Below are 26,888 nucleotides of genomic sequence, written 5' to 3' on the forward strand. Positions count from 1 at the left end.
GCTTTTGTTTTATTGATTTTTGTTTTAGTAGAATAGAGTTGGAATGTTTTGGAAGTTCTGCAGCTATTCTTAGGCAATATATTTATCCTTTGTGCAAGGCCAACTGAATGCGTTTTCTAGGAATATCAACAGATAATACTTTTACGATTATTTGTTGTTGTAGATGCACATGTTCGTTCACATCCTTTACGAATGTATCCGATAAGTTTGATACATGAATAAGACCACTTTCTTTAATTCCAATATCAACAAAACACCCAAAGTTGGTAATGTTATTAACGATACCAGGTAATAGTTGACCTTCCTGTAAATCCGTAATGGATTTTATATTTTGATTGAAAGTGAAAACCTTGGCTTTCTCACGACGGTCAAGACCTGGCTTTTCAAGTTCCTCTATAATATCTTTAAGAGTAGGTAAACCTATGGTTTCCGTGCAATAGGACTCTAGTTTTACGCTTTTTAAAGCACTACTGTTTCCTATTAATTCTGTAAGCGGAATACCTTTGTCCTTGGCTATTTTTTTAACTATAGCATAACTTTCCGGGTGAACCGCAGAGTCATCCAATGGATTTTTAGCATCTTTTATACGAAGAAAAGCTGCTCCTTGTTCAAAAGCTTTACCACCAAGGCGGGCTACTTTTTTAATTTCAGTACGGCTTGTAAAAGCTCCATTTTCATTTCGGTAGGTTACAATATTTTCTGCCAATTTCGGGCCAATGCCGGATACATAACTCAGTAGCGGTACACTTGCGGTATTGATATTTACACCAACGGAATTCACACAACTTTCTACCACAGTGTCTAATGAATTCTGAAGCTTACTTTGGTCCACATCATGCTGATATTGTCCTACACCAATAGATTTGGCGTCTATTTTCACGAGCTCTGCCAATGGATCGGCTAGTCGTCTTCCTATAGAAACAGAACCTCGTACGGTTACATCGTAATTGGGGAATTCATCACGGGCTATTTTTGAAGCGGAATAAATGGATGCTCCCGCCTCACTTACTACAAAAACTTCAATAGGATTTTTAAAATGAATACGTTTTACCAATTGTTCGGTTTCACGGGATGCCGTTCCATTACCAATGGCAATAGCTTCTATTTTATACGCGTCACAAAGCGAACTTATTTTTTTTATGGCTTCGGTATCCTTGTTCTGCGGGGCATGCGGATATATGTTTTCGTTGTGTTCTAAATCTCCTTGTGCGCTCAAGCAAACTACTTTACAGCCTGATCGGAAACCTGGGTCTATTGCTAAAATCCGTTTTTCACCTAAAGGAGCTCCCAAAAGGAGTTGTTTCAAGTTTTTAGAAAATACCATAATGGCATCATCATCTGCTTTTTCTTTTGCGTTTTTGAGGATTTCATTCGATAATGAAGGATAAAGCAAACGCTTGTATGCATCCGCAATAGCCAATTCAATATGAGGCGTACAGGAATTATTGGATTTTATAACCCGGTCTTCAATACGCCTAAGCATCTCATCAGAATCAATTTCTATTTTTACGCGAATAAAACCTTCGTTTTCGGCACGTAAAATAGCCAACAATCTATGCGAAGGACATCGTTTTAAAGCTTCGCTCCAATCAAAATAATCTCTAAATTTCTGTGCTTTCTCATCTGCTTTCTTGGCTGAGATAACTTTTGTTATAATTAGTGCACTGCGCTCTAATTGGTTTCGTACCTGGTTTCTTATAGATATACGCTCGTTAATCCATTCTGCAATAATATGCCTAGCACCTTCTAAAGCTTCATCCGTATTGGCAACTTCACCATTGGTATATTGGTTGGCAGCCGCTTCAATATCATTATGGTTTTGAGCCATAATCATTTTAGCTAGAGGCTCTAATCCATTTTTACGAGCGGTTTCTGCTTTGGTCTTTCGTTTTTTCTTGAATGGCAGGTATAAATCCTCAAGCGTAACAAGGTCATCGGTCTGTTGAATTTTAAGCCGAAGCTCATCATTTAATCCGTTTTGCTCTTCTATAACCTTTAGAACTGCAGTCTTTCGCTTTTCTAGTGTTTCAAACTGAGTTTTAAATTGCACGATGGCTCCAACCTGAACCTCGTCTAAATTACCTGTTATCTCTTTTCTATAGCGCGAAATAAAAGGGACGGTACAATCTTGGTTAAGAAGTTCTACTGTATTCTCAATACTCTTTTGAGGGAGTTGAGTGTTTTTTTTGATGTAAGAAACTAATTGCATAAATAGTATTGTTGACCAGGTGGCTGCTTTCGAATTCTTAATCCGCTACAACCAATACTAGTTTACTTTTTCAGGATTTGAGATGTAACCTGTTCTTGATGAAATTGAAATATCATAATTACCAGAACTATCTTCTTCCGTCGTTATTATAATTTGATATGTACCTATCTTATCTAAAAGAAAGGCTCTCTCTTCTGATTTAGATTTTAAAGAAAGGCGAGAACCCCATTTTCTTAATATTTGTTTTTTTTCTGAGCCTTCAACTTTAAAGATGTAAAAGTTTGCTTTTACTGTATCGCTATAAGTATCAATAAGAATATCTAAATAGGTATTTGGTTTTAATGTATTAAATTCCCAAACTTCTGCTTTGTCATTATAAGGGTCAAAAACATCCCCATCTATTTCTAATACGCTATTTTGCTTAAATGTAATACTGGGTATTTCAACAAAATTCACAACGCTTTCAGGTTTACTGCTTAAGGTTACTTCAAAAGTTCCAGTACTTTCTGTTTCGGAAGTGACTACAAGTTCGTAATCTCCCATTTCCGGTAAAATTTTGGAAAAGGTTGACATTTTTGGCTTTACAGTTAGTCTTGTTTTGGTAGCCTGAAAGACTAGCTTTTTCTCTCCTTGTGTTAGCTTATAAAGATAGTAATTAAGCGAGGCTTCGCTATTATTCGACTCCGCAACAATGTCTATGATGGTGTTATCGTTCACGGTACTGAATTTATACGCCTTTCCCAAAGGAGAGTAAGGAGTCATTATACCACCACCACTAGGCTCAAAATTTCCTTCTTGAGTGAGAACATCGGTTTTTTCTGCAGTTATAGTACTAATTGAATTATTCATTCCAAATAGTTGAAGAGAAAATCCCCCATTCCCATATTCGGCGGCCGTAGCAACAATTGAGTAATTACCTGGCTCGGTAATAAGAAACTCTGAAATTTCCTTCTTTACGTCATAGTTTAATGAGGAAGTTACTTGTGCATATTCTCCATTATTATCTTTTAGAACAATAATTTTTCCTTTAACATCTTGACTGTCGGAATTTAATAAAATATCAACATAGGTATTCTCTTTAGTGACCTCAAAGTTGAACATTCTATTACTTGGGGATAGATAATTATCATAACCCCCCGCGTTTTCCCACACTCCACTAACTGTTTCAACACTATTTACTGTAGGTGTTAATTCTTTTATTTCTTGGTTAGCCAAGAAACTTAAGGAGTAGGATGTTTCAATCTCTTTTTCAGCCGTTATAACTACAGTATAAGTTCCGGTTTCTGTAAGTAAATGTTCAATGGAGTCCTCTGTTGATTTGTAACTCTTATCACTTTCTAGTGTAGAATTATAATTTTCGCCTTTAAAAAGCATAATATCTACTTTGGCATCTTCGGACTTTGCTTTTACAATAATACTAATTCTCGTATTTGGCGTATTGTTTACAAATGTATAGAAGTGATTTCTAGGAGAAGAATTGTTTTTGAAGCCACCACCATTATCGATTTTACTTTCTTTGTCTATTGAGGTTTTGAGATCATCACCAGAATTTGTAATGGACAAATCATCTATAGCCTCACCTTTAATAGGATTATAATCAGGGTCTGTGGAATTAATTGAACCTGTTACCAAAGTGTAAGTTACATTTCCATCAAATTCGTCATCATTAATACCTTCGATAGTCAAAGTTACACCGGTTTGCCAATTTTCAGGAGTTAAGGTAATCGAGGATGGACCTTCTCCCTCGGTATCATCATATCCTGAAATTGGTATGGTAACATCATTCAAAGGCGTAGTTGACAACGTGAACGTGAAAGTTGCTTTTCCTCCATTTTCCGAAGTAGTGCCAACTAATTTATCAATATTAACTTTCGCTGTTTTGTTTTCTGGTTCAGTTGGTGCTGATTCAGGACCATCGTCTTTAGATGAGCAACCAAAGAAAACGAGGACTAAGAGAAGGTAATAAAGATTTTTCATAATTTCATTAGTGTTAAAGTTGCGGGAAAATACTTAAATTTTATAAAGTATTTGCAACATGAAATCACTAATTTTTAAAAAATATAGAAACTGTTATTTAACTTATCCCTTCCCCATTACCAACACTATCTTCATCTGGGTTTACAAAAACTAACTTACCATCTGCGTTTTCGGTCATTAAAATCATGCCTTCGCTTTCAACACCACGCAATGCCCTAGGAGCTAGGTTGATAAGAACGGTAACTTTTTTGCCAATTATTTCTTCTGGTGTAAAACTCTCTGCAATACCTGAAACAACAGTACGTGTGTCCAAACCAGTGTCCACTTTTAGAACCAATAACTTCTTGGTTTTAGGCATTTTTTCGGCTTCCAAAATGGTGCCTACACGCATATCTAGTTTTGTAAAATCATCAAAATTGATAGTATCTTTCTGTGGCATAAGTTTTTTATTCGCGTTTTCGTTGGCCTTTTTTGTGGCTTCAAGTTTGTCTAATTGGGCCTGTATTTCACTGTCCTCAATTTTTCTAAAGAGCAGCTCGGCCTTATTTATTTTATGATTGGCGGGGATTAATACGTCCTTGGTGGAAACTTCTGCCCAAGAGGTTTCAGCTTCACCTGCACCAACTGCCAAAATATTCTTAAGTTTCTCAGAAGTAAACGGTAAGAAAGGTTCACTCAAAACAGATAGCGCAGAGGCTATTTGAAGTGCGACGAACATAATTGTTTTTACACGCTCTTCGTCTTGTTTAATTACCTTCCAAGGTTCTTCATCTGCCAGATATTTATTTCCTAAACGAGCCAAGTTCATCAATTCTTGACCTGCTTCCCTAAAACGATACCGTTCAATGGAATTGGAAATGATTTTAGGATATTTTTGAAGCTGCTCCAACGTTTCCTTATCTACTTCAGAAAATTCAGATGGAGACGGAACAATACCTTCGTAATATTTGTTCGTCAAGACTACTACGCGGTTAATAAAGTTTCCGAGAATGGCAACCAATTCATTGTTGTTCCTCGCCTGAAAATCTTTCCAGGTGAAATCATTATCCTTGGTTTCAGGAGCATTCGCGGTTAAAGTGTATCTAAGTACATCTTGCATATCCGGGAACTCCTCTAAATATTCATGTAACCAAACCGCCCAATTCTTTGATGTGGAAAGCTTGTTGCCTTCTAAGTTCAAAAACTCATTGGCAGGAACGTTTTCCGGCAAGATATAATCGCCATGTGCTTTTAAGATAGCGGGGAAAATAATACAGTGAAAAACAATATTATCTTTACCTATAAAATGAACAAGCTTCGTTTTTTCATCTTTCCAATACGGCTCCCAGTCTTTTCCTTCACGCTCAGCCCATTCTTTGGTAGAAGAGATATAGCCAATAGGCGCATCAAACCAAACGTATAGTACTTTGCCTTCACCACCTTCTACAGGTACAGGAATACCCCAGTCTAAATCTCTAGTTACAGCACGTGGTTTTAGTCCATCATCGATCCAGCTTTTACATTGTCCGTATACGTTAGGTTTCCAGTCGGATTTATGTCCTTCTAAAATCCATTCCTTTAGAAAATCTTCATATCTATCCAAAGGTAGAAACCAATGTTTGGTTTCTTTGGTTGTAGGAACAGTACCGGTAATAGTAGATTTCGGATTAATCAAATCCGTAGCGTTCAATGTAGAGCCACAGTTTTCACACTGATCACCATAAGCCTCTTCATATCCGCATTTAGGACAGGTACCTACTACAAAACGGTCTGCCAAGAATTGTTTGGCTTCCTCATCATATAATTGAGCTGTAGTTTCTTCAATAAAATCACCTTGCTCATATAGCTTTACGAAAAAATCAGAAGCCGTTTTATGATGAATTTCTCTTGAAGTTCTAGAGTAGTTGTTAAAAGTTATACCAAAATCTTTAAAAGATTTACGAATAATACCATCATACTTATCAATGACCTCCTGGGGTGTAATACCTTCTTTTTTGGCTTTCATTGAAATAGCTACACCGTGCTCATCACTTCCGCATACAAAAGCAACATCGTTACCATTTAAGCGTAAGTATCGCGCATAAATATCTGCGGGCACATAAACGCCGGCCAAATGGCCAATATGTATGGGGCCATTTGTATAAGGTAATGCGGCTGTAATTGTATATCTCTCTGGGTGTGTAAGCTTTTCGGCCATTGATTGTAAATTAAGGTGCAAAAGTACTGATTTTGGACTGCATTTCACAAGTGGATTTCTGATAGGATACGTGAAAGTTAAACGAATGGTTGTCAGTGAGTTAATACTTCTTTTGCAGTTCAACGGAAATGTATACGAATTTTGTATTCCTACTGTTTAATATAGTAGCCCCTTATTTAACCATTAATTTAAAACAGATAAACCATGAGTGCAGGAATCCCCAAGAACTTCAAAGGATTAGAAAAGATTAAAAACGGTGTCGAAACAGCTGTAAATAATGAAGTAAAAGACGATGTAGCCCGATTATATAAAAACAAATCTTCGCGTATTACAAAAGAACTATCGTTCAAAACTAAAAATGATAAGTCTAAATTGACCTAAGGATAAGATTGTTAAGCAAGAAAAAACCTTCGCTATGATTATTTCATTGGCGAAGGTTTTTTTATGGAAATAATAAGCAAGTTTATGCCACCATCACCGATTTACTCATTTTATGCTGTTGCACTTGAATGCGATAGATATATTTACCAGCAGCCAAATGCCCGGGTAAGCTTTCTTTAATATTTATTTCGTTCACCCCTTCGGACATGATGGTATTACTTAAGGTACCTACTTTTTGTCCTATAATATTAAAAAGCTGAATATCTACATGGGCCGTTACCGGCATTTCTAAATAGATATGGGGTGAATTCTCAGATGGATAGAACGGTTTGTGAACAATGGAGTTTAGCTGCTCGCTGTTCGGTACAACAGGTTTCTCCGTCAATCCGCCATCTGGTGACGTTGGTATTGTTGGTTCACCATCGCTATAGACAATATCGGGAAAATCGGTTCCGCTACAGTTAAAACCAAGATTGACCGGTGCATAAGTATGTCCTAATAAATGTTGTTCAACTAAAGGGATGGGTACACAGAGCCATTCTGCCAAAACCGTAGCGTATAAATCTCTAAAATCCATAGTATATTCTAGGTTTCCTCTTCCATCGGGATTGTCCAATGTAGGGTGTTCCCCTACAAAAGCGCTGCCCTGCAAACCTGGTCCAAAAAATAAGGTTGGCGCTGCTTTACCATGATCGGTACCGTTGGATCCGTTTTCAAAAATACGTCTCCCGAACTCTGAGAACGTCATACTAAGCACATTGTCATCTTGTTCAGTATATGCTAGATCTTCATAAAAATTATCGATTGCTATGGATAGATTGCTCATTAAACGTTCATGGGCCAATGGCTGGTTACCATGTGTGTCAAACCCATTCATAGAAATCATATACACCTTAGTACCTAAATTTCCTTTTATTAAACGGGCCAATAATGCCAATTGTTTGGCAAAACTATTTTTTTGATATTCCACTTGGTTGGTCCCTCGCGACCAAGCATCATGAATTACACCGGAATATTCATAGGTAGTATTGGCAACTCCTCTTAAAAATTTTAGTTGGTCGCCATACATACAATCGTTGAATAGTTCTTGTTCTAGACCGTAACGCACACCAGATTCCGCTATTTCTTCTAACTGCTCTACATTAGAGGTTACAAAAGCATAATTTGTTTCATCACCCTGAAAAACCAAGCTTCCAAACTGACCAATTTGAATAGCTGCCGGAGCAGGTGGGGGTGATACTAAATAATCTGGGTAACATTCTTCAAAATGTCTTCCCATCCAACCTGTATCTAGTCCGCTGAAACCTGTTGAGGTTAAATCTGTATTGGCAAAAACGTCCGAGCCTGTAAAGTGGGATAGACTTTGACCTTCGTAACCAACACCATGAACCGCTTTAAATTGACCTTCGGCCCATCTAGGTTCCAAAGATTTCATGTATGAAGGTATTCCATACTCATCTGTAAGTTTTAGAACTTTACTCTCAGGAATATATATATTCGGTCTTGCGTTAGCATATGAATCAAATTGCTCAATAGGAATTACCGTACTAAGCCCATCATTACCGCCCGAGAGCCTAATTAGAATAAGGATTTTATCTGATTCTGCATTGGCTATTGCGGCCGTTAATGGAGATGGTGCAGAAGCAGTAAGCATATTACTGCCTAGCATCATGGAGCCGGAACCGGCAATTCCGAGTGCTTGTAAAAATGAACGTCTGCTCCAAGATTTGTGTTCTTGATCGTGGCCATCGTGTTCTAGCCCTTTATGGGGATCTGTGTGGTGGGTATCGCACATAGTAGTAGGTTTACTTTAGTTGAAATTCTGGTTGTCTAATTAGATATTGTAAGAGAAGATAGACTTGGGTTGGTGCTTCCATAGCTCCGTATAAAGTCCATGTTGGCGTACTACCTCCTTCATAATATTGAGAAGGAACATCGCCTCTGAAGATGGTATATGCCTTATCATATTCAGATGCATCAAGTAAACCTTTCGGAAGAATAAAATCTATAATATGGTTGGCTATAGTATCTGGGTCGTTACTTGTAAGTCCGTCATTCCCTGCCAACGAAAGACCTAAAGTTCTAAATTGCTCATCGTCTGCATTAAAGAATTCTTCCATAATGGTTTCTATGGTCAACCACCGGCCAATCATAAAATTGGTATTTATCCAAGAACGGTTTCGTTGCCAGCCTGCCACATCAAAAGGGTCGAACATTCGTTGGCTTAGGAGTCCACTATAGTTTATAAGACTGGCTATGGTAGTGTCATCATAACCAAAACTACTTTCTTTTAATAAGTTGAAATAGAAATCATATGGGCTTTTAATGATTACACCAATGGCCTCGTCATCAAAAAAATGTTGGCTTTTAAACAATTCTGAAAGTACCGGGGCAATCTCAAAATCATTGGCAATAAAAGTTGCTGCCATGCCAGAGATTATAAGCTGGGCATTACCCGCATTGTCATTAGAATCCGGGTGTACGAAAAACTCATATAATTTTCTGCAGATAAAACCTGCTATTTCTGTAGAGCGTTGTTCAAACAAAATGTTGATAACATCATCATAGCCCCAGTTTCCTGTTTGGCCTAGAATGGTCTTACTATCCGTATCATGTCTTTCAGGGTCAAAAGAGACCTTTTCACAACCTAGTTCGCCACGCTCAACATAACCTGAAAGCGCACGGGCGGTTTCTATGACATCTTCTTCTGTGTAGTTATTTCCTTCCCCAAGGGTAAAAAGCTCATATAGTTCACGAGCATAGTTTTCATTTGGGTTGTGCCCATTGTTATAAACACCATCTAGGTAATACAACATGGCATCAGTAAGCCCAATTTCACTAACAAACGTTTTAAAGTTACCAAGGGCATTACGTTGTAGACAATTAACGTAGTAGTAAAGAAACGGGGTACATTCGTAAATATCCAATTCTGTAACAAAATGATTGCTCCAAAAAAAGCTCATCCGATCACGAAGATTGTTATTCAGCAAGTTCTTGGCGTAAGCTATGCTAAAGTCATCTTCTTGTGTACGTCTTAACTGATTTCTTTCGCTGTTATCTTCAGGATAGTTGCTACCGTTCCAATCTGCCCATACGGGTTTTGGTATTAGCGGAGCACCTAGGGCTTGGGACATAAGAGCACTTACTACCGTTTCTGCAGTAGAACCAACGGCTTGATCAATAGTTTCAACGGAGGCACTAAATCCAAGTCTTCTGTACAGATGGGCAGCCCTATTTCTGTCTAAGGGAGTAGTATACGGTGCCAAAGGCGCCGTATTACAGTTAACAAAATATTCCATAATTTTCGTAGGCTTTAAAAGAACCGTTTCATGTGTTTGGGGCTAGTTCTTAACGCACAAAGATTTTGGATAGTATGTGTTTTCTGGTATTTTCGACATACTGTTGACTGATTTACGATAGCAATTCAATTTTTGATGTTGCTTTGCGAGCTTTTTCGATGAAGTACACGTTTTATTAAGACTTAGTAGCATTTATATGGGTAAACACAATGAATTTGGTAAAGAAGGAGAGAAATTAGCAGCGGACTTTCTAATCAAAAAAGGGTATGATATTCTCTATAAGAACTACCGTTACCTAAAAGCCGAAATAGATATTATTGCTCAAAATGGGGATATGTTGGTTATAGTTGAGGTACGTGCACGGAGCAATGACCAGATTATTCCTATTGCGGAGACCATAACACCAAAAAAAATAAAGCTTTTAGTTTCTGCTGCGGATCATTACATAACTGATAACGACCTTGATTTAGAGGTTCGTTTTGATGTTATTACGATTTTAAAGAACAGTAAAATCTTCAAAATTGAGCATTTAGAAAGCGCATTTTATCATTTTTAAGTGCTCTTTAAAATTTTTTATCTTCCTGATACGCCCGTTAATAGGGTGAAACAAAGCACTCGTCAAAATTCACATAAAGATAATTATACACAATTTGTTTTATTTATAACAATATGTTATTTTTGCTCAGCAATCAATACTTATGAACCCATGAAAACGATTTCGTCCGTAGTTGAACAGTACATTAAAAAGAAGCCTTTTTTGCAAAGTGCGCTGGCACAAGGCATTATTAATTTAACTTCACTTTCTAGAATAGTAAAACCTGAAATTGAGAATGAGTTAGGAAAGGATATTCGTAACGGGGCAATCGTAATGGCATTGAAACGTCTATCTGATGATTTAGAGTTTAGGGCCACTCATAAGATTATCAAGGTTTTAAAGAATATTGGAGAGATAACGGTACGTTCATCACTCACGGATTTCACTTTTTTAGTTTCAGAATCTATTCTAGAGAACCAAACCCAACTGCTTGAAGAGGTTAATAAGAACAAGGATGTTTTCTATACGTCTTCACGAGGGGTAAATGAATTGAATATTGTAGTAAGCAATAGTTTGGATGGTACAGTAGAAGAGCTTTTTAAAAATGAAAAGTGTACTCAGAAAGCAATGAACCTATCGTCTATAACGGTAAAACTACCTGCTGAAAATGTATCGGTTCCAGGAATTTATTACTTCATTTTTCAGCGTTTAGCTTGGGAAGGAATTGTTCTTTACGAAGTAATTTCAACAACCAATGAGTTTACTATTCTTGTGGATGACAAACAAGTAGATGTAGCATTCAAGACCATAAAAGATTTAAAAACCCTTTAAGCAATTACTTTCTAAGTAGTTCTATAACTTCTTTATCGTTTTCCGGTTTGGCTATGATTCGCTTATCGGAATCTAATAGAAAATATGTTGGGGTCTGGCGTATGTCATAGGTTCTGGCGTATTTGCTTTCCCACCTTCCTAATGCAATGGCATGTTCAAAGTTTGGTAATTTTGCAGATTCCGGTATCCATGTATCCTCATTGTCTTCTAAGCCTACAGCAATAACTTTTATGTTGTTATATTTATTTAACTCTTTGTGGAGTTCAGGAAGTTCTTTTAAACAATGGGAACATGTACTGCTCCAGAAAACAAGGAGATAGTTTTCAAAACCGTTCAGGGCACTAAGTTTGTTTTGCTTATTACCTGTTTTCCATTCCAATTCCGGTGCCTTTGCTCCAATTCGCAAACGATGTTGAGAGGCTAACTCTTGAGCTTTATTAGGGTCGTTAGAAGAAGTAGCAAGAGATTTTAAATAGCTGTCATAAATAAAATCTGTGGTTTCGTTCAATCCACCATTAATACTCATTTTCCATAAATTATAAAACACATCAAATTTATAAGCATCTGCTACTGGAGATAGTTTGTTGTTTACCTTTTTAATATTTGCCTGAATTAGTTTTTCAGTTTCTTCGGAAGACACAGGTTCTGCCGGCAAAGCGGTAAAAACGTAGTTTTTTAATTTATCGGTTAAAAAGTCTGAAGCTTGTAAAACGCTATTGTCAACTTTTAAGTGATCAAAATAATGTTCTTTCTTATGATTGATATAATCTTGAACCGATTCAAAATTAGATGGGATATAGGGTCTATTGGCAAAAATAAAATTTTGAACCATTAGGTTTTCTGATTGTTTCTCGTATGCTTTTTGGGTTGATCTTAGTTGATCTGCACATTCTCTAAATTCATTTTTATCCGAATTCCCTTCAATGTAAAAGTTGACCAATTGTGACACCAAAGAACCTATGTTCTGAAAATATGATGTCATTATTTTATTTTCTTCGGATGAAATAAAGGAAACGCCCTGAGTAGCATCAAAAGCTAACTCAACATCTTCTTTTCCATTGTAAATGACATCAAAATAAAACTCATCTTGAGGAACCGCATATACTAACCGATACATACCAGCCTTTGCATTCTCAGGTATGTTCAATGAAAATTTACCATCCTTAATGGTGGTATTGGCAATGAAAGATTGTGAACCGGGCTTTAACCTATAGGCCAATAAAAATTTGTATTTGTCTGCAGGCGAAAATGTCCCGGAAATGGTATGTTGGGCCTGTGCACAAAAGGCAAAAAGCAATATGAATACAACAAGATATTTTTTCATAATATAAAAGCTCCTAAATAATACTGCAAAAGTATCGGTTTTAGGCGAAACCCTAATCTTTTATAGCATTTTCATTCTTAGCACGAAATGGTTCAGGTACACAGCAATCTTGCGTTCCTCCTACTTCTACGGACGAAGACCCAAATACCTGAATAGTAGATTTAATAAAATCTTCTTCATCGGCTTTATAGATATTATCTACATACTTTTGTGGGTTTCTGTCAATATACGGAAACCAAGTACTGTGAATCTGTATCATAATACGATGACCCTTTTTAAACGTATGCAGTATGTCCTGTAATCTGAAATTCACATCGGTTGGTTTGCCAGGAACAAAGGGCTCCGGTTTCTCAAAACTGTTTCTGAATCGGCCCCTAAAAACTTCGGCACGAACCAATTGTTGGTAACCGCCCATAATAATGTTGTCAGGGTTATGCTCATAACTTTCATGGTCATCTGGGTAAACATCAATTAATTTTACAATAAAATCACCATCTGTTCCCGTCATGGCCACTTTAAGTTTGGCCATTATTTCGCCGGCTAAAACTCTATTATCCTCCAGAGGTTCGGTTTTAAAAGTGAGTACATCAGGGCGTCTGGAAGCTTCTCTTTGGTCGTCTGACATGTATCTTCTAGGAGTGAAAGTCAATCCTTCTACTTGGGAGGTGTACGGAACAGGTTTATGTGGATCGCTGGTATACTCAAATACAGCTTTTTCATCAACAGGCTTATTGATGCTCAATTGTCCGTTTTGACCAAAATAAAGACTTATAGATTCAATTTCCTTAGGAGGCCATGCATCAAAAGTTTCCCATTTTTTGGTGCCTGTGTCAAACATGTAAGCTTCTGGAAGCGTGTCCGGTCCGTCTTCTTTTAAATGGTGAGCAAAAAACTTACGTTCAATATTTTTGAGAAAAAAGGAGGAAATGCTATCTCCAAAATAAATATGGTTGTGAATAGTCTTTCCTTTTTCACGAGCCCATGCACCATGGTCCCAAGGTCCCATAACAATACTGTTCTTTGCTTTTGGACTTGTAGCTTCAACAGTTTTGTATATGTTTAAAGGACCATAAAGATCTTCTGCATCAAACCAACCACCAACGGTCATAACGGCATGGTCAATATCTTTTAAATGCGGAAGAATGTTTCTTTTTTGCCAGAATTCATCATAGTTAGGATGGTCTACAATTTGGTTCCAAAAAAAGTTGTCTTGATGATAGTTTTTAGTGATGTTCTTTAGAGGGCCAAGCTTTAAAAAGAATTCATAGGCATCTGGAGCAGGATTGCCATAAAAACGCATCAACTTGTCCATATACCAAGGGTCTCTCGTAAGGCTGTCTTTTTGGTAACCGAAAACGGCAAAAGCAGCAGTGTAACTTTCTAAGTACGCCCCTTGGTGGTGAAAATCATCAAAGAAAAAATCGGCAATGGGTGCCTGGGGAGAAGATGCTTTTAATGCGGGATGCGCATCAATCATCCCTGCGGCTGTATAATGTCCTGGATACGAAATACCGTACATTCCTACGCGGCCATTGTTCCCTTTAATTTTTTTTATCATCCAGTCTATGGTGTCATAGGTATCTGAACTCTCATCAATATCTTTTTTGTTCCTGCGATTGTTTCCGGGAATGTTAGGACGCATGTTATCAAATTCACCATCGGACATATATCTTCCACGAACATCTTGAAAAGCCAAGATATAGCCATCTTCAATCAAATACTTTGACGGATAGCTACTGTAGTTATAGTTAGAGTATTTACTAGCATTATAACACGTACGGTTCAATAAAATAGGATAGTCTTTAGATTTGTCCTTCGGGGTGTAAACCGCTGTAAAAAGTTCAGCGCCATCACGCATAGGAATGCGATATTCTTTTAAATCGTAATGTTGTCTTAAGTAAAGTGAATCTGCATTTTGTGCTTGTAAAGACAAAGCACTCATGACTACAAGGAGGACTAGTAAAAACCTATATTTCATAGTAGTGTGTTTTCAGTGTGTTTAAAGATAGGAATTTGCCCGGTTTTGAACTAGTTCCTTAACTTTGAAAAAAGCCATTCATTTTTTAGTTCGTGTTGCTCAGGAAAGGTCCAATGACGGGTTTCTTGAAAAACATGAAGTTCTTTTTTAGCGGGAATTAGGTTGTAAGCGGCATAAGTAGAGGCAGGCGGACAAACATTATCATTATAGCCCCAGCTGTACCAACCTTCCGCTTTAACAAAGCGTGAAAAATTAGCTACAGCATAGTACTTTGATACCGCTATTTTCTCTGGTTTATTAGTGAAATCGTCAATAAATAGCTGTGGCCAACCTCCGGCACGGCCATGTAAAAAACCTGTGAGATCACTCAAAGCTGGGTAAAATGCAGCTAGATAATCTATGCGGTCATCTATACCTGCGGTTACAATAGAAAGTGCTCCACCTTGGCTTCCGCCAGTAACGGCTATATCCTCACCATTAAAATTGGAAACGCTTTCCAGAAAATCAACAGCACGAATGCAGCCTAGGTATACTCTGTGGTAGTATGCATTTTCCTTATCGTCTAAATTAATGGTATTGTAGTTACTCAAGGCACCCGCTTTTAAATCATCATAAATCTGTTGGTCAAGATTTACTGGTATTCCGTGAATGCCAATTGTAAAAGTGACAAATCCTTGTGCGGCTTCATCTACTTCTCCGTAATATGGGCGAATACCAGCTCCAGGAACGTGAAGGATAGCAGGGTATTTCCCTTCTTTTTTTGGGGTGCAAAGAATGCCGTAGATTTTTCCTTTTATGTTGTCTAATCGTACGTGATAGACATCTACCTTGTCCGTACATCGCTCAGGCATAAGGGTCATAACCGGATTCATGGGTATAGCCGCCAGTTCTTCTTTTCCTTTGTTCCAAAAAGCTTCAAAATCAGAAGGTAATGTGGTAGTGACTTTTATTTTTTCGGGTGAAAAGCCAGCTGTTGCGTAGGAACTATATTCTTTGCCATCTACAATAACTTTTGCAGTACAGCGAAGAAAACCAGGTTTATTAAATTTATCTGATTTTACTTTTGCAACGCCATTTTTGAGAGTCAATTTTCCTTCGTCCCAAATTTTTATGGAACGGTAACCAGGGTCGGTTTCAATAGTATACTTAATAGTAATGTTTTCCAAAGGAACGTTATTGCGCAAAACTGTGATAGAAAATTCCGATCGTTCGCCAACATTGTACGTCCAATCGGTATGATTGGGCGTTACAAGCACATTTACGAGTTCTTTGCTGGGTTGAGCACTTAGATTTAAGCACAGAAGAATGGTAGCCGCTAGGCCAAAGCAGGTTTTCAGTTTCATTGTAATGTGTATTGTTTGGTCAACAAAAGGTTTCAGCTAAAAGACAGATAGCATTTTAGCTGAAACTAATATAGTTGAATAAAAACCATTTATGAAACCGGTTCTACGATTTCCTCTAAAGGAGCCATGGCTTTTATTGCTTTTTCTACAGATGTAATTCTCTCAAATACCAATAATAATCTAAGTCCGTTTCTAGTTTGTTTTTCTTTGATTTTACAATGCTGAGGATGACTTTGAACAAACTGTAAAACCCTGGTAAAAATGGCACTTTGGTAAAAAGGAGATTGCTGGTCTGAAATAAAGTAACCAATTAGTTTGCCTTTTTTCATTACAACCTTTTCAATACCTATGCTGTTTGCAATCCATTTGATGCGCACCGAATTAAGCAAGTCTTCTGCCTCCGCAGGAATCTCCCCAAAACGGTCAATTAATTGAGCTTCAAATTTCTGAAGATTTTCTTCGTTCGTAATTTCGTTGAGGTCCGTATAGAGGGTTAGACGCTCGGTAATATTGTTAATATAATCATCAGGGAATAGCAATTGGAAGTCAGAATCTAGTTGAGTTTCTTTAACAAAGACTTTCTCCTTGTGACCTTCTACTTCTTCGTAGAGGTCTTTGAATTCATTTTCTTTCAGCTCGTCTATGGCTTCCCCTAAAATTTTCTGATAGGTCTCAAAACCAATTTCGTTAATAAACCCACTTTGTTCGCCACCAAGCAAATCTCCGGCACCACGAATCTCTAAATCTTTCATCGCAATATTAAAGCCACTACCCAGCTCCGTAAATTGAGCTAAAGCTTCAATACGTTTTCTGGCTTCGGTGGTCATAGATTCATAAGGTGGTGTAATGAAATAGCAGAAGGCTTTTTTATTGCTACGACCCACACGACCACGCATTTGGTGAAGGTCTGACAGTCCAAAATTGTTAGCATTATTGATGAAGATGGTGTTTGCATTGGTTACATCCAAACCGCTTTCAATGATTGTTGTGGAAACCAGTACATCAAACTCTCCGTTCATAAAAGAGAGCATAAGTGTTTCTAACTTTTTACCATCCATTTGACCGTGACCAATACCTACTTTAGCGTCGGGTACCAAACGTTGGATCATACCCGCAACCTCTTTGATGTTTTCAATGCGGTTATGGATAAAGAATACTTGACCGCCGCGCTGTATTTCATAGCTAACGGCATCACGAATGGTTTCTTCGCCAAAACGAATTACCCTACTTTCAATGGGGTAGCGGTTTGGTGGAGGCGTTTTTATTACCGAAAGATCACGGGCGGCCATTAAGCTGAATTGCAGTGTTCTAGGTATAGGCGTTGCCGTTAATGTAAGAACATCTACATTCTCTTTTATGGACTTTAATTTATCTTTTACGGCAACCCCAAATTTTTGCTCCTCATCAACAATGAGCAATCCAAGGTCTTTAAATTTTACATTTTTGTTTACCAGCTGGTGTGTGCCTATAATGATATCTACTTGTCCGGCTTCCAGCTTTTCTAAGGTTTCCCTGCGTTCCTTCGCAGTCCTAAAACGGTTAAGGTAATCAACAGTTACCGGCATTTCTTTTAGCCTTTCGCTAAATGTGCGGTGGTGCTGAAACGCTAGAATTGTTGTAGGGACCAAAACTGCTACTTGCTTGCCGTTATCCACGGCTTTAAAAGCGGCACGAATAGCAACTTCAGTCTTGCCAAAACCTACATCACCGCAAATAAGACGGTCCATAGGGCGTTCACTTTCCATGTCCTTTTTAAAATCTTCGGTAGCCTTACTTTGGTCTGGGGTGTCTTCGTAAATGAACGAAGCTTCCAGTTCGGTTTGCAAATAGCTATCAGGGTCGTACTGAAACCCTTTTTCAAGCCGGCGTTTGGCGTAGATTTTAATCAGGTCAAAAGCGATTTTTTTGACTCTGGTCTTGGTTTTCTGTTTTAGCTTTTTCCAAGCTGCGGAACCTAATTTAAAAATCTTGGGAACTGCACCATCTTTGCCGTTGAACTTGGATATTTTATGAAGCGAGTGAATACTTACGTAAAGAATATCGCGCTCACCATACATCAATTTAATGGCTTCTTGCTTTTTGCCTTCTACATCAATTTTCTGGAGTCCACCAAATTTTCCAATTCCGTGGTCTATATGGGTCACGTAATCACCAATTTCAAGCTTATTTAGCTCTTTAAGGGTAATAGCTTGTTTTTTAGCGTAGCCATTTTTTAGGTTGAATTTATGATAGCGCTCAAAAACTTGGTGGTCTGTATAGCAGACCACCTTTTGGTCGTCATCAATAAAACCTTGATAAATAGGAGTTACAATTGTTTGATAGTCTACCTGCTCATTTACTTCTTCAAAAATGGCATGAAAACGTTTTGCCTGCTGTTCACTGGCACAGAAAATATAATTGGTGTACCCTCGCGCTTTGTATGCGTTTAAGTTTTCGATTAGTAAATCGAATTTTTTATTGAAAGATGGCTGGGGATGTGTATTGAACTGAATGGTACTTGCACCGTTCATAAAATCTTGCGTCGTAGAAGCCTCAGTTGTCATTAGGGCGAAAGCCCTCAATTGCTTCCTAAAACTCTCCGAATTCATGAAAAGAGCTTCGGGCTCTACATGCTTGATGTCTTTGGACAACTTAGAAAAAGTCTCAACAGCTTTTCCGAAGAAATCATCCAAACGGTCAAAAATATAATCCGTGTTTTTAGCAAAGATGATAGTGTCAGAAGAGACATACTCTAAAAAGTTCTGCCTTTTTTCCTCTAAAAATTTATTCGCTACATTGGGTATAACATTAATCTTGTTCACTTTGTTTGTAGAGAGCTGGGTATCTACGTCAAACGTACGGATGCTATCAACTTCATCACCAAAAAACTCAATACGATAGGGCTCGTCATTAGAGAATGAGAACACATCTACGATACCGCCACGGACGGAAAATTCACCAGGTTCGGTAACAAAATCAACTCGTTTGAACTTGTATTCAAAAAGGACCTCATTAAGAAAATCGAGTGAAATAGTATCGTTCAATTTTACTTTGAGCGTATTTTTTTCAAGCTCACGGCGGGTAACCACCTTTTCAAATAAGGCATCAGGATAAGTAACAATTATTGCAGGTTTTTTGCGTGAGTTAATGCGGTTTAGCACTTCGGCACGCAATAGTACATTGGCATTGTCCGTTTCCTCAATTTGATAAGGCCTGCGATAACTTCCGGGGTAAAAAAGCACATCTTTCTCTCCAACAATTTGTTCCAAATCATTTAGATAGTAAGCCGCTTCTTCCTTATCATTAAAAATGAGCAGAAAGGGCCTATCGGCATTTTTGAACATATCGGAAAAAACAAAAGATAAAGAGGAACCAGTAAGCCCTTTTAAAACAATTGCTTGTTCGGTAATTCGATTTTTATCTGCGTTTGCCGGAAATTTTTGGGCAATAGTATCCTGCAGTTTTCGAGTTTGCGAAGACTGAGAAAACAGTTGTTGAATAGAAGATTGCGTCAACCGTTATATTTTTTAAGAACTCAAACGAAATAGGTTTTGACCAATCCGCCCAAGATGATAATACCTTGACTTGAAAATACATCCAAATCCTTAGAATTTTGAGATTGTAAAGGTAGCGAACTCCTTTTAGGTTTTTGTGTCCGATTAATCGCTTTTTTGTGCGATATAGGATTATTGATTCAAAAAAATAGTTACGTTAATCTAGTAGCGTTAATAATTGAATGGGAAGGACGCACTTATTCCGTCTAAGAATTGGAATTTTATTGCTCAAATAATATCCCAAGATGAAGGAACAAAAATATGATGTATTTGTTATTGGCAGTGGAGTTGCTGGACAAACCGTTGCAAAGGCTTGTGCTGAATCCGGTCTTAAAGTAGGTATATCGGACAAAAGAGAATATGGAGGAACCTGCGCCAATAGGGGTTGTGATCCTAAAAAAGTATTATTGGGTGCCACAGAAGCTTTGGAAGCTAGCAAGAACCTTTTTGGAAAGGGTATTAAGAAAAATCCTGAACTAAATTGGAAAACACTTATGGCCTTTAAAAAGGATTTTACCCAAGCGGTTCCAAAATCTACGGAGAAAAAAATAAAAAGCCTGGGTATTGATATGTTTCATCAATCTCCAAAATTTATAAATGAGAATACACTTTCCGTAGAAGGGAAGACTATTCAGGCAGGTAAAATTGTAATCGCTACAGGTTATGAGCCGCGTGAGTTAAGTATTAAGGGTAGTAAACATTTAAAAACGAGCGATGATTTTCTAAACCAGAAAAAATTACCTAAAAACATCACTTTTATTGGAGCGGGGTACGTAGGAATGGAATTTGCCCATATTGCTGCTAGAGCGGGGGCAAAGGTTACCCTAATCGATTCTGGAAAAAGACCGTTAAAAGCTTTTGATGCTGATTTGGTAAAAGAGCTGACGGCCTATTCAAAAGAACTTGGTATCGATTTTATTTTCGGAGCAAAAATCACAGGGGTAAAAAAGGGCACTAAAAATTTTAAATTAACGTACGAGAAAAAGGGTAAGACCGAGAGCATTGTAACAAAGACGGTTTTTAATACGGCAGGAAGAGTACCCGCAATTTCTAAATTACACCTAGAAAAAGGGAATGTTACTTTTGCCGATAATGGTATTGATACCAACAATTTCTTACAGAGTACAAGCAATAAGAATGTTTATGCCTGTGGTGACGTGTCCGATAAAGGATTACCGTTAACACCACTTTCTGGGAGGGAAGGTAATGTGGTGGCAAATAATATAATTGAAGGGAATAAGAAAAAATTACAAGTTCCCGTTACGCCGTCAGTGGTATATACGCTACCTAATTTAGCATCAGTAGGGTATTCTGAGGAAGAAGCTAAGAGTAGATACAAAAATGTGGTAGTGAATTTTGAATCGGCTACAGAGTGGTTCAATGCCAAACGAATTAATGCACCTGTATATGCCTATAAAATTATTTTGAACGAACGAACAGGAATAATAGTAGGAGCCCATTTAATAGGGCCAGATGCCGGAGAAACCATTAATTTATTTACTATGGCCATAAACCAAGGTATGACCGCCAAACAAATAAAGCAGACTATTTTTACCTATCCATCATGGAGCAATGATATAAAGTCTATGGTTTAGACCATTTATGATTGTCCTTATTGGTCTCCCTGCAATCGTTCCTTTAATTTTTGTCCTGGATTGGTTTCGCGGTTTCGCATAGCATGCGCCATAGAGGAAACGAAAAGAACAACTCCCGCAGCAAGGGCAGAATAGGCAACAACTTTAAAATCATCTTTATGTCGAATAAAAATAGCGACCAAGGCCCATACGCCAACGAGTGCGAATTCCCTCATGTTACGGGTCCATGTAATAGCAAGGTTTATTCCTGCTGCAATGGCTATGAGAATTATAGTCCATGAGACTTCTGAAAGTGGAGCTCCGTTCCAACCTAACTTGGTCAAATATGCCGAAATATTGGCGATTGTGGCTACGGTAATCCATCCGCTGTAAAGGCAAATGGGCCACCATACCAAGGCTATGATTTCAATAGGAGCGTCCCATTTTTCCATATGGGTGTTTGTAATTATTTTTATGAGTGCAATTAAAATTCCCAGCATTATCAATACGGATAATCCTGTGTAGTCAAAAACAAATGCTAGGACCCAAGCGGAGTTCAGGAGGTTAGCAATAATAAACCAATAACCGGTCTGTTCAATAAACTCACTTTTCTTCGTGCTAAAAAATGCACGTTTCACCTGAAAAATAGCATAAGCTAAAAGGCCCAGGAATATGATTCCCCAGATAGAAAAAGCATAGGGTGCAGGTGTAAAGAGATTGTCATATCTGCCGCTTATTTCTCCAATAGTCGTATTGTTCAAACGGTACATTTGAGAAATATAATTGATTCCGATAACGAAAAGAACGGATAACAGGTTAAGTAGGGCCAGTCTCTTTTTCATAAGGTTTATTTTTTACAAAATTACGATAGCAAAAACAGTACGATTGATGCGAATTGATATAAAATGGACTGGTTTAATACCTTCTTCTGCGTTTTGTTTCCTTCATTTGCACTTGGAACACTTCTTCTTGGGTAACAGCAAATACTTCATTGTTCGCTTTCGGTTCTAGAGTATAAGTGCCGGTAAAGGTCCCAAAAGCCGGTAAAATCAACTGATTTTCAGATTTAAAGAAACAGGATAGGCGTAGAGATTGCCTTCCCATACCTTGCAAACGAACTGCGGGGTGAATATGGCCGGAAAAATTGAAGAATCCTTCGCGTTCTTCCGGATGATGGGTCAAAAGAAAACCATCTAGCTGTATTTCCGAAACTACCCGTATGCCCAGCTTTTCATATTTAAGCGGAGAAATAATATCATGGTTTCCGGCAACAAGAATAATGTCCGAGGTAATGGTACTTGCCCATGCTTCAAAAAGCTGCCATTCTTTATTGAGTGAAGAATGAAACAAGTCACCCATGAAAACAAGGACCTCAGGTTGAAAAAAATTGACCGCAACATCCATTAATTCAAAATTCTTCTGAATCGCAGCTTGAGGCACCGCCGCGCCAAATTTCCTAAAGTGTGAAATCTTTCCTAAGTGCACATCACTAATCAATAGCATCGATTTTTCCTTCCAAAACAAAACTCCGGAAGGATGCATAATAAAATGTTGATTATTAACTTTAGTTTCTAAAGTGCTCATTAATGCCAAAGGTATCTACTTTTTCATCAATAACGCGGACATACGCTTTATACGATCGGCTAATTTTTCACTGGATAATTTTTCGCGGCTTAAGCGATCAGTAATTAATGGAAATGCAAATGGAGTAGCTTTCTTACAAGGTTTCCAAACGATTTCTTGTTGAGCAATACGTTCTAGGGAAAGTCGTAAACGGCCTTCTTCTAACTGATGTTGAAAGGTTTCGGTAAAAGCTTGTTGAAAGAGTAGGTTTTCAGGCTCGTAATCTCTGAAAACCTCAAAAAGTAATTGGGAATTGCTCTGTAGGTGTTTCATCTTTATGCCCTTGTTGGGATAGCCAGTAAAGACCATACCACTAATAATTGCAATATCACGAAATTTACGACGTGCCATTTCCGTGGCATTCAGGCTTTTTTGTAAATCATCTAAAAGATATTCGGCAGTGAACAAATCATTATCAATGACTTGTTGCATATCTATTTCTTGATCGGACAGTAGTTCAAAACCATAATCGTTAAACGCTAGTGAAAAGGTTATGGGCGATAGCAAGCTAATACGATATCCTAAAAGGCTTCCCATAGCCTCATGAACAAACCTACCTTCGAACGGGTAAAATATGTGATGGTAACCTTCACGTGTTTTAAAGGTTTCGATTAGGAATTCATTGGGATATGGTACAATGCTTTCCCGTCTCTGACGTTCAAAAATATGAGCCAAAGATCGTATTTCTACGGATTGGTATTTTTTGTCTTCCGAGGAACTGTATAATTCTTCTCGTAATAATTTAGACATTTGCGCAGATAAGGTCATACGGCTACCGGACCAGCTAGAAATTTTATTGGTCTTTTTATTGGAGTTCCGAACGTGTACTTGCATGTCCTTTATTCTAATGAATTCAAGATTCCTGCCCGCAAACGTGAAAACATCGCCTCTGTTCAACTTGGATACAAAAAACTCTTCTATAGAGCCTATATACCCTCCCTTTTGATAACGAACGGTTAGGTTGACATCCCCTACAATAGTCCCTATCTGAAACCGATGGCGCATGGCTACCCCGCGATTGGTGACTTTAAATTTCCCATCTTCTTCAACCTCTACTTTTTTATATTCATCGTAGGTTTGAAGACTTTGACTACCCATAACCAAAAAGTTCAATAGCCATTGCCATTGGTCCCTAGTCAAGGTTTGATAACAAAATGTCTGACTTATTTCTTTGTAGATTTCGTTGGGATAGAATCCATCGGAAATTGCAAGAGTTGTCAAATATTGTAGGAGTACATCATAACAATTTAGGTAAGGCATCCGGTCTTCTACGGCATTTTGTTTCACTGCTTTCTGTAGTGCGGAAGCCTCAATAAGTTCTATGGCGTGGGTGGGCAGAAAATGAATAACACTTTCTTCTCCAGGGCGGTGTCCACTACGTCCTGCCCTTTGTAAAAAACGCGCCACACCCTTTGGTCCACCAATCTGGACAACCGTTTCTACAGGAGCAAAATCTACTCCTAAATCTAAACTAGAGGTACAGACTACGGCTTTCAACTCTTCGTTCCTAATGGCATTCTCCACCCAGTTACGTGTGTCTTTATTAATGCTGCCGTGGTGCATGGCCATATCGCCTGCAAACTCAGGGTGCTTTTCAAGAATTTTTTGAAACCAGATTTCGCATTGGCTGCGGGTATTGGTAAAAAGTAAGGTGGTTTTGCTGTTATTGATAATAGGTACAACATCTTCCAGTAAGTGTAATCCCAAATGTCCTCTCCACGGGAAAGTCTCCATCTTTTTAGGGATAATACTTTTTACGGTTATCTTCTTTTTAATGTTGGCCCTTATCATGACCGAATCTTGTAAGGCTTGGGTTTCTGGGCCAAGGAGTACATCTCTTGCCTGTTCCAAGTTACCGATGGTTGCAGAAATACCCCAAATACGAAGCTCTTTGGATACTGTTTTTAGTCTTGATAGGGCAAGTTCCATCTGAACGCCTCTCTTGGTACCCAACAGTTCATGCCATTCATCAACCACAATAGCGGAACAATCCTTAAAGATTTTATCATAGCCCTTGGTCGCTAGTAACAATTGCAGACTTTCAGGAGTAGTAATGAGCAAGTCCGGCATTTGCTTTTTTTGCCCTGCCCGTTCTTTTGTAGTAGTATCTCCGGTACGGATACCAACGGTCATTTGTGTTTCTAGATCTGCTGTGACCCGTTCCGCAGATTGCCGTATTTCTTGGGAAAGGGCACGTAAAGGAGTAATCCAGATTGCTTTAAGTCCTTTTTTGTGCTTTGTTTTGTATTGAGGGTTTTGTTTAATATAGTTCAGAACAATAGGGAACCAAAGGGCATAGGTCTTTCCGCTTCCGGTTGGCGCGTTCAATAGTCCGTTTTTACCTTGAAGGAAAGCCTTCCAAGTGTCTTTCTGAAACTTAAAAGGTTTCCAGTTTTGTTGTTGAAACCAATTCAGGGCAATATCGTATAGCTCTTCTCTATTCATGTTTCAGCTAAGGAATCATCAATTTTAAATCTTCTAAAGAATTGGCCTCGTGAATGGATTTATCTTTTCTCCAGCGTAGAATTCTCGGAAATCTCGTAGCAACACCACTTTTATGGCGTTTTGACAATGCAATACCTTCAAAAGCAATTTCAAAAACATGTTGTGGTGTTACCGAGCGCACCGGTCCAAAGCGTTCTAGGGTATTTCTCTTTATCCATGCATCTACCTTTCTAAATTCGGCATCTGTTAATCCGGAATAGGCCTTCGCAAAAGTAACCAGTTCTTTTTCGCCTTCGTCATTCTCTTTCCATAAGGCAAAAGTATAATCTGTAAATAAGTTGCTCCTTCGGCCATGTCCACGCATAGCATAGGTTAGGACGGCATCAATGGTCAAAGGATCCACTTTCCATTTCCACCAATCCCCCTTCTTCCTGCCCACGAGGTAAGGAGAGTCCTTTCGTTTTAACATTAGCCCTTCGCTTGACATTTCACGAGAACGTGTCCTTTCTGTAGCAACTTCTTCCCAAGTTTTAAAATGCATGGTTTCCGAGAGTTGAAACGAAATTTCAAGATTAGTTAGCGTTTGATATAAATTCTCTAAAATCTCACGTCGTTCAGAAAAAGGGAGGTCTCTAATATCTTTTCCATTCCATTCCAAGATATCGTAAGCCTTTAGCATAACAGGTACTTTCTTAAGTAAAGCTTTTGAAACGCTCTTGCGCCCAATGCGGGTTTGCAGATCATTAAAGGAGCCTATTTGCCCATTTATATAAGGGAGAATCTCCCCGTCTATAACCGTGCCATTCGGGATTTTACCAATAAACTCATTAAATTCTGGGTACTTATCTGTTACGAGCTCTTCGCCGCGACTCCAAACAAAAAGTTCATTATTTCTAAGAATCACTTGGGAACGTATTCCATCCCATTTATGTTCGGCGGACCATTGTGAGACATCGCCCAAATCCTCTGGCTCACCTTCTATTGCATAGGCTAAGTAAAAGGGATAAGGTTTTGAAAGGTAGTCACTCGCATTTTCTTCTAAAATAAGTTCCTGAAAGGATATCTCATTTGGATCCCAATTCCCCATGAGTTTATAGGCCAAGATATCCTCATCTATTTCTGTTGCTTTTGCCAAAGCGCGGGTCATTAATTTTTGGCTAACCCCAATGCGAAATCCGCCGGTGATGAGTTTGGTAAAGACGAACCGCTCGTAATAATCTAGGACTTTCCAGTTTTCGAAAAGATATTCCTTTTTTTCTTGGTCCGATTTTCTCTTCAGTGCAATCATTTCTTCAAGAAACTGAGTCAATGTTTTTTCCGTTGCGATTTTGCTTGAAGGAACAATTAACGCTATGGTTTCCGCCAAATCTCCTACAATATGATAGCTATCTTCAAAAAGCCAAAGTGGAATGTTCGCCAATTCCGAGGCCCATTCTCTTAGCAAAGTAGTGTTTACAGGTCGTGGAGGTCTTCGATGAGATAGGATGGCAATGGTCCACACCTTGTCTTCATTTGTAGCGGCTAAAAAGTAATCGGTTAGCGCTTGAACCTTAACATTGGTTTTGTTGGTGCTGTCCAGTGTTTTTATTAGTGCAGCGAATCCTCTCATGCCCAATTCATTTGAAGCAATGTCGGTTTGGACATCCGTTTCTGATGTTGT

Annotated in this window: 17 protein-coding genes; 4 read left to right on the forward strand and 13 right to left on the reverse strand. The window is 38.3% G+C overall.

The features are described 5' to 3' along the window. Positions 1-82: 82 nt before the first annotated feature. The 3 genes from KO521_RS17910 to metG all read right to left on the reverse strand — a co-directional run bounded on the left by KO521_RS17910 (position 83) and on the right by metG (position 6,362). A complete protein-coding gene (locus tag KO521_RS17910; RefSeq protein ID WP_215941273.1) occupies positions 83-2,209 on the reverse strand; it encodes a Tex family protein in 2,127 nt (708 codons plus the stop codon). Positions 2,210-2,266: 57 nt separating this feature from the next. Then, positions 2,267-4,186, reverse strand: a complete 1,920-nt coding sequence (locus KO521_RS17915; RefSeq protein WP_215941274.1) for a hypothetical protein — start codon at positions 4,184-4,186, stop codon at positions 2,267-2,269. Between the two features lie 97 nt (positions 4,187-4,283). Continuing rightward, on the reverse strand, positions 4,284-6,362 hold the full coding sequence (gene metG, locus KO521_RS17920; protein ID WP_215941275.1) for a methionine--tRNA ligase: 2,079 nt from the start codon (positions 6,360-6,362) through the stop codon (positions 4,284-4,286). 204 nt (positions 6,363-6,566) lie between these two features. Here metG and KO521_RS17925 point away from each other — a divergent pair, with 204 nt between their 5' ends. Then, positions 6,567-6,743 (forward strand): hypothetical protein, encoded by a 177-nt coding sequence (locus tag KO521_RS17925; protein WP_215941276.1) that lies wholly within the window; start codon positions 6,567-6,569, stop codon positions 6,741-6,743. Positions 6,744-6,825: 82 nt separating this feature from the next. Here KO521_RS17925 and KO521_RS17930 read toward each other — a convergent pair whose 3' ends face one another. Beyond that, the gene (locus KO521_RS17930; RefSeq protein WP_215941277.1) at positions 6,826-8,538 is read right to left on the reverse strand and encodes a DUF1501 domain-containing protein; all 1,713 of its coding nucleotides are present in this window, start codon (positions 8,536-8,538) and stop codon (positions 6,826-6,828) included. Between the two features lie 10 nt (positions 8,539-8,548). Beyond that, positions 8,549-10,042, reverse strand: coding sequence for a DUF1800 domain-containing protein (locus KO521_RS17935; RefSeq protein ID WP_215941278.1), 1,494 nt, complete (start codon positions 10,040-10,042; stop codon positions 8,549-8,551). 196 nt (positions 10,043-10,238) lie between these two features. On the opposite strand from KO521_RS17935, the gene KO521_RS17940 reads away from it, so the two are divergent. Continuing rightward, positions 10,239-10,598: a YraN family protein gene (locus KO521_RS17940; protein ID WP_215941279.1), complete on the forward strand. Its 360-nt coding sequence runs from the start codon at positions 10,239-10,241 to the stop codon at positions 10,596-10,598. A 150-nt stretch (positions 10,599-10,748) separates the two neighbouring features. Then, on the forward strand, positions 10,749-11,408 hold the full coding sequence (locus KO521_RS17945; RefSeq protein ID WP_038236035.1) for an aspartate kinase: 660 nt from the start codon (positions 10,749-10,751) through the stop codon (positions 11,406-11,408). Between the two features lie 4 nt (positions 11,409-11,412). On the opposite strand, the gene KO521_RS17950 is transcribed toward KO521_RS17945, so the two are convergent. The 4 genes from KO521_RS17950 to mfd all read right to left on the reverse strand — a co-directional run bounded on the left by KO521_RS17950 (position 11,413) and on the right by mfd (position 19,547). After that, positions 11,413-12,732: a TlpA family protein disulfide reductase gene (locus KO521_RS17950; protein ID WP_215941280.1), complete on the reverse strand. Its 1,320-nt coding sequence runs from the start codon at positions 12,730-12,732 to the stop codon at positions 11,413-11,415. A 52-nt stretch (positions 12,733-12,784) separates the two neighbouring features. After that, positions 12,785-14,710 carry a CocE/NonD family hydrolase gene (locus tag KO521_RS17955; RefSeq protein ID WP_215941281.1) on the reverse strand — a complete coding sequence of 642 codons (1,926 nt, stop codon included), beginning with the start codon at positions 14,708-14,710 and terminating at the stop codon, positions 12,785-12,787. Positions 14,711-14,760: 50 nt separating this feature from the next. Then, a complete protein-coding gene (locus KO521_RS17960; RefSeq protein WP_215941282.1) occupies positions 14,761-16,053 on the reverse strand; it encodes an acetylxylan esterase in 1,293 nt (430 codons plus the stop codon). A gap of 89 nt (positions 16,054-16,142) precedes the next feature. Then, on the reverse strand, positions 16,143-19,547 hold the full coding sequence (mfd, locus tag KO521_RS17965; protein WP_215941283.1) for a transcription-repair coupling factor: 3,405 nt from the start codon (positions 19,545-19,547) through the stop codon (positions 16,143-16,145). 284 nt (positions 19,548-19,831) lie between these two features. Between mfd and KO521_RS17970 the strand changes: the two genes are divergently transcribed. Next, the gene (locus KO521_RS17970; RefSeq protein WP_215941284.1) at positions 19,832-21,181 is read left to right on the forward strand and encodes a dihydrolipoyl dehydrogenase family protein; all 1,350 of its coding nucleotides are present in this window, start codon (positions 19,832-19,834) and stop codon (positions 21,179-21,181) included. Between the two features lie 17 nt (positions 21,182-21,198). Here KO521_RS17970 and KO521_RS17975 read toward each other — a convergent pair whose 3' ends face one another. The 4 genes from KO521_RS17975 to KO521_RS17990 form a co-directional block, all read right to left on the reverse strand. Next, a complete protein-coding gene (locus KO521_RS17975) occupies positions 21,199-22,002 on the reverse strand; it encodes a tryptophan-rich sensory protein (RefSeq protein WP_215941285.1) in 804 nt (267 codons plus the stop codon). Positions 22,003-22,075: 73 nt separating this feature from the next. Next, on the reverse strand, positions 22,076-22,744 hold the full coding sequence (pdeM, locus tag KO521_RS17980; RefSeq protein ID WP_215941286.1) for a ligase-associated DNA damage response endonuclease PdeM: 669 nt from the start codon (positions 22,742-22,744) through the stop codon (positions 22,076-22,078). A gap of 15 nt (positions 22,745-22,759) precedes the next feature. Then, positions 22,760-25,228 carry a ligase-associated DNA damage response DEXH box helicase gene (locus KO521_RS17985; RefSeq protein WP_215941287.1) on the reverse strand — a complete coding sequence of 823 codons (2,469 nt, stop codon included), beginning with the start codon at positions 25,226-25,228 and terminating at the stop codon, positions 22,760-22,762. A 7-nt stretch (positions 25,229-25,235) separates the two neighbouring features. Next, on the reverse strand, positions 25,236-26,837 hold the full coding sequence (locus tag KO521_RS17990; RefSeq protein ID WP_215941573.1) for an ATP-dependent DNA ligase: 1,602 nt from the start codon (positions 26,835-26,837) through the stop codon (positions 25,236-25,238). Positions 26,838-26,888 lie beyond the last annotated feature (51 nt).

Source organism: Zobellia uliginosa, from assembly GCF_018860745.1.
In the GTDB taxonomy this organism is placed as follows: domain Bacteria; phylum Bacteroidota; class Bacteroidia; order Flavobacteriales; family Flavobacteriaceae; genus Zobellia; species Zobellia uliginosa_B.

Excerpts from the sequence above, each read along its gene's own strand:
- KO521_RS17915 (WP_215941274.1), bottom strand. The coding sequence starts at position 4,186 with ATGAAAAATCTTTATTACCTTCTCTTAGTCCTCGTTTTCTTTGGTTGC.
- KO521_RS17940 (WP_215941279.1), top strand. The coding sequence starts at position 10,239 with ATGGGTAAACACAATGAATTTGGTAAAGAAGGAGAGAAATTAGCAGCG.
- pdeM (WP_215941286.1), bottom strand. The coding sequence starts at position 22,744 with ATGAGCACTTTAGAAACTAAAGTTAATAATCAACATTTTATTATGCAT.
- KO521_RS17930 (WP_215941277.1), bottom strand. The coding sequence starts at position 8,538 with ATGTGCGATACCCACCACACAGATCCCCATAAAGGGCTAGAACACGAT.
- KO521_RS17955 (WP_215941281.1), bottom strand. The coding sequence starts at position 14,710 with ATGAAATATAGGTTTTTACTAGTCCTCCTTGTAGTCATGAGTGCTTTG.
- KO521_RS17925 (WP_215941276.1), top strand. The coding sequence starts at position 6,567 with ATGAGTGCAGGAATCCCCAAGAACTTCAAAGGATTAGAAAAGATTAAA.
- KO521_RS17950 (WP_215941280.1), bottom strand. The coding sequence starts at position 12,732 with ATGAAAAAATATCTTGTTGTATTCATATTGCTTTTTGCCTTTTGTGCA.
- KO521_RS17985 (WP_215941287.1), bottom strand. The coding sequence starts at position 25,228 with ATGAATAGAGAAGAGCTATACGATATTGCCCTGAATTGGTTTCAACAA.
- KO521_RS17935 (WP_215941278.1), bottom strand. The coding sequence starts at position 10,042 with ATGGAATATTTTGTTAACTGTAATACGGCGCCTTTGGCACCGTATACT.
- metG (WP_215941275.1), bottom strand. The coding sequence starts at position 6,362 with ATGGCCGAAAAGCTTACACACCCAGAGAGATATACAATTACAGCCGCA.
- KO521_RS17975 (WP_215941285.1), bottom strand. The coding sequence starts at position 22,002 with ATGAAAAAGAGACTGGCCCTACTTAACCTGTTATCCGTTCTTTTCGTT.
- KO521_RS17970 (WP_215941284.1), top strand. The coding sequence starts at position 19,832 with ATGAAGGAACAAAAATATGATGTATTTGTTATTGGCAGTGGAGTTGCT.
- KO521_RS17990 (WP_215941573.1), bottom strand. The coding sequence starts at position 26,837 with ATGAGAGGATTCGCTGCACTAATAAAAACACTGGACAGCACCAACAAA.
- KO521_RS17945 (WP_038236035.1), top strand. The coding sequence starts at position 10,749 with ATGAAAACGATTTCGTCCGTAGTTGAACAGTACATTAAAAAGAAGCCT.
- KO521_RS17960 (WP_215941282.1), bottom strand. The coding sequence starts at position 16,053 with ATGAAACTGAAAACCTGCTTTGGCCTAGCGGCTACCATTCTTCTGTGC.
- KO521_RS17910 (WP_215941273.1), bottom strand. The coding sequence starts at position 2,209 with ATGCAATTAGTTTCTTACATCAAAAAAAACACTCAACTCCCTCAAAAG.